The 4,448-nt window shown below is 62.5% G+C and carries 3 protein-coding genes; all 3 read left to right on the forward strand.

What is annotated here, in order from left to right:
• Window positions 1–20 precede the first annotated feature (20 nt).
• Window positions 21–1,115, forward strand: a complete 1,095-nt coding sequence (gene gcvT / locus ACR0CW_RS22985) for a glycine cleavage system aminomethyltransferase GcvT (RefSeq protein ID WP_480789567.1) — start codon at window positions 21–23, stop codon at window positions 1,113–1,115.
• An 18-nt stretch (window positions 1,116–1,133) separates the two neighbouring features.
• Complete coding sequence (gcvH, locus tag ACR0CW_RS22990) at window positions 1,134–1,499, forward strand: glycine cleavage system protein GcvH (RefSeq protein WP_155134194.1); 366 nt, start codon at window positions 1,134–1,136, stop codon at window positions 1,497–1,499.
• A gap of 124 nt (window positions 1,500–1,623) precedes the next feature.
• The coding region (gcvP, locus tag ACR0CW_RS22995; RefSeq protein ID WP_480789566.1) for an aminomethyl-transferring glycine dehydrogenase at window positions 1,624–4,448 on the forward strand (2,825 nt) is incomplete at its 3' end.

Below are 4,448 nucleotides of genomic sequence, written 5' to 3' on the forward strand. Positions count from 1 at the left end.
CTAAAAGAGAGGTTTATGAGATGCCTGGTTTGAACCGCACGCCGTTGTATGACTTGCACGTTGATTTGGGTGGTAAGATAGTTGATTTTGCTGGTTGGGAGATGCCTGTTCAGTATCCTTTGGGGATCATGGGGGAGCATAAGCAGTGTCGTGAGAAGGCGGCGTTGTTTGATGTGTCTCACATGGGTCAGGTGATCCTGCGGGGCGAGAATGTGGGTGAGAAGCTGGAAGCGCTTTGCCCTCAGGCCTATGCGACCCTGAAGGAAGGCAAGGCGCGGTACGGGTTCTTTACGAACGCGGAAGGCGGGATCATGGATGACCTGATCGTGTCGAACGCGGGGGACCACTATTTTGTGGTGGTGAACGCGGCGCTGCGCCATCAGGACATTCCGCATATGCGTGACAATCTTGAAGGCGTGGAAGTGACCGAGATCTTTGACCGCGCGCTGGTGGCCGTACAGGGCCCTGCGGCGGAAAACGTGGTGGGTGAGCTCTGCCCTGCGGCCCGCGATCTGAAGTTCATGGAAACCACCCTGGCCGATATCAACGGCGTCGAATGCCGCATCTCGCGCCTGGGCTATACCGGCGAGGACGGGTATGAGATCTCGATCCCCGAGGACAAGGCGATCGAGATCAGCAAGGCCTTCCTGGCGCATGAGGATTGCGAACCGGCGGGTCTGGGCGCGCGCGACAGCCTGCGGCTGGAGGCGGGTCTGTGCCTTTATGGCAATGACATTGACCAGAGCACCTCGCCGATCGAGGCGTCGCTGGGCTGGGCGATCCAGAAGCGCCGCAAGGAAGAGGGCGGTTTCCCGGGTGCGGCCCGCGTTCAGAAGGAACTGGCCGAAGGGGCCGCGCGCAAGCTGGTGGGCATCAAGCCCGAAGGCCGTGCGCCTGCCCGTCAGGGCGTGGAAGTGCAATGCCTTGAGGGCAACAGCATCGGTCAGATCACCTCGGGCAGCTTTGGCCCCACGGTCGGTGGCCCTGTTGCAATGGGCTATGTGTCCGCAGGCCATGGCGAGCCGGGCGAGAAGGTGAACCTGATCATCCGGGGCAAGGCGCAACCGGCCGAGATCGTGGCGCTGCCCTTCGTCAAACAGAATTACAAGCGTTGAAGTCAGGAGAGAGAAGACATGGCAACCTATTATTCCGAAGAGCATGAATGGCTGACCGTCGAAGGGGACACGGCCACTCTGGGCATCACCAAACATGCCGCCGAGCAGCTGGGTGAAGTGGTGTTCGTCGAGCAGCAGGAAGCTGGCGACGAGTTCGAAAAGGGCGGTGAGATCGGCGTGATCGAATCCGTCAAGGCCGCGTCCGAGCTGTATGCCCCGGTCGATGGTGAGATCGTCGAGGTGAACGAGGCGCTGGCCGACAATCCCGGCGCGCTGAACGAAGATCCCGAGGGTGAGGCCTGGATCTACAAGGTCAAGATCAGCGACGCATCGCAGCTGGAAGATCTGATGGATCTGGACGGCTACAAGGCCCTGATCGGCTAAGCCCGTACCGGAGCCCCGGTTTGGGGCTCCGCATGTTCGGGCCGGCCCTTGTCCGGCCCTCTCCCTACTACCGGAGGCTGTCGCAGTCTCCGCCCGACCTGACCTATTCGACAGGAGCGCTGCAATGGCCTTCAAACTGACCGACTACGAAGCCTATGACTTCGCCAATCGCCGCCACATCGGCCCGTCGCCCACCGAGATGCGCGACATGCTCAAGGTGATCGGCTTCAAGACGCTGGACCAGCTGATCGACGCCACCGTCCCGCCCGCGATCCGGCAGAAGGAACCGCTGGACTGGGGTCCGGCCATGACCGAACGCGATGCGCTGTTCTACATGAAAGAGGTGGCGAGCAAGAACAAGGTTCTGACCTCGCTGATCGGTCAGGGCTATTACGGCACCACCACGCCGGCACCGATCCTGCGCAACATCCTGGAAAACCCGGCCTGGTACACCGCCTACACGCCGTACCAGCCCGAGATCAGCCAGGGTCGTCTTGAGGCGCTGTTGAACTTCCAGACGATGGTCAGCGACCTGACCGGGCTGGACGTGGCCAACGCCTCGCTGCTGGACGAAGCCACTGCAGCCGCCGAAGCGATGGCGATGGCCAAGCGCGGCGGCCGGTCCAAGGCCAACAACGCGGCCTTCTTTGTCGACAAGAACTGCCACCCGCAGACCATCGCAGTCATTAAAACGCGCGCTGAACCTCTGGGCATCGACGTGCAGGTGGCTGATCCCGACCAACTGGACGCGGGCGCCGTTTTTGGCGCGATCTTCCAGTACCCGGGCACGCATGGTCACGTGCGCGACTTCACATCGGAAATCGCGGCCCTGCATGAACATAAAGCCATCGCTATCGTGGCGGCCGACATCCTGTCGCTGGCGCTGCTGAAGTCACCGGGTGAGATGGGCGCGGATATTGCCATCGGCTCGACCCAGCGGTTTGGTGTTCCGATGGGCTATGGCGGCCCGCACGCCGCGTATATGGCGACCACCGACAAGCTGAAGCGGGCAATGCCCGGCCGGATCATCGGTGTGTCGATCGACAGCCGCGGCAACAAGGCCTACCGCCTGGCGCTGCAGACCCGCGAGCAGCACATCCGCCGCGAGAAAGCCAACTCGAACGTCTGCACCGCGCAGGCGCTGCTGGCGGTGATCGCCTCGATGTATGCTGTGTATCACGGCCCCGACGGCATCAAGGCCATCGCGCAATCGGTGCACCGCAAGACCTCGCGTCTGGCCGCCGGTCTGGAAGAGGCGGGCTTCTCGGTCGAGCCGGAAGTATTCTTCGACACCATCACGGTTGAGGTCGGTCATCTGCAGAATGTTGTCATGGAGGCCGCCGTGGCCCGTGGCGTCAACCTGCGCAAGGTTGGCGAGACCAAGGTCGGCATCAGCCTGGATGAACAGACCCGGCCCGAGACCATCGAGGCCGTCTGGGGTGCCTTCGGCATCGACCGCAAGGATGACAGCTCGAACAAGCAGTACCGCCTGCCGGATTATGCGCTGCGCGAGACGCCTTATCTGACCCACCCGATCTTCCACAAGAACCGGGCCGAGGCTGAGATGACCCGCTATATGCGTCGTCTGGCCGACCGCGACCTGGCGCTGGATCGGGCGATGATCCCGCTGGGCTCGTGCACCATGAAGCTGAACGCCACGATCGAGATGATCCCGGTCACCTGGCCCGAGTTCGGCAATCTGCACCCGTTCTGCCCCGAAGATCAGGCGCAGGGCTATCTTGAGATGATTGCCGATCTGAACGACAAGCTGTGCCAGATCACCGGCTATGACGCGATCAGCCAGCAGCCCAACTCGGGCGCGCAGGGTGAATATGCGGGCCTGCTGACCATCCGCAACTATCACTTCGCCCGCGGCGAAGGGCACCGCAATGTCTGCCTGATCCCGACCTCGGCGCACGGGACCAACCCGGCCTCGGCCCAGATGGTGGGCTGGCAAGTTGTGCCGGTGCAGGCGGATGAGAACGGCAACATTGATCTGAATGACTTCCGCGCCAAGGCGGAAAAGCACTCGGATCATCTGGCTGCCTGCATGATCACCTATCCGTCCACCCATGGCGTGTTCGAGACCACCGTGCAGGAGGTCTGCCAGATCACCCATGATCACGGCGGTCAGGTCTATATCGACGGCGCCAACATGAACGCCATGGTCGGTCTCTCGCGTCCGGGTGACATTGGCGGCGACGTCAGCCACCTGAACCTGCACAAGACCTTCTGCATCCCGCATGGCGGTGGTGGCCCCGGCATGGGTCCGATCGGCGTCAAGGCGCATCTGGAAGAGCACCTGCCGGGTCATCCGGAATACGGCACTGCCGTGGGTCCGGTCTCGGCGGCACCGTTTGGCTCGCCCTCGATCCTTCCCGTCTCATGGGCCTATGTGCTGCTGATGGGTGGCGCGGGTCTGACCCAGGCGACCAAGGTGGCGATCCTGAACGCCAACTACATCGCGGCACGTCTGCAGGATGCTTATCCGATCCTCTATACCTCCGAGACAGGTCGTGTGGCGCATGAATGCATCCTCGACACCCGTCCTCTGGCGGATGAGGGCAATGTGAGTGTGGACGACGTGGCCAAGCGTCTGGTCGACAGCGGCTTCCACGCCCCGACCATGTCCTGGCCGGTGGCCGGCACACTGATGGTCGAGCCTACGGAATCGGAACCCAAAGACGAGCTGGACCGCTTCTGCGACGCCATGCTCTCGATCCGCTCCGAGGCGCAGGATATCATCGACGGAAAGATCGACGCGGAAAACAACCCGCTGAAAAACGCCCCCCACACGGTGCGCGATCTGGTCGGCGACTGGGACCGCCCCTACACCCGCGAACAGGCCTGCTTCCCCCCGGGCTCCATGGGCGTCGACAAATACTGGTCCCCCGTCAACCGCGTCGACAACGCATACGGCGACAGAAACCTAATCTGCACATGCCCGCC

The organism is Ruegeria sp. CH6, from assembly GCF_056537005.1.

What these genes read in the sequence shown, in the direction of transcription:
- gcvT (WP_480789567.1), top strand. Translation starts at nt 21, where the DNA reads ATGCCTGGTTTGAACCGCACGCCGTTGTATGACTTGCACGTTGATTTG.
- gcvH (WP_155134194.1), top strand. Translation starts at nt 1,134, where the DNA reads ATGGCAACCTATTATTCCGAAGAGCATGAATGGCTGACCGTCGAAGGG.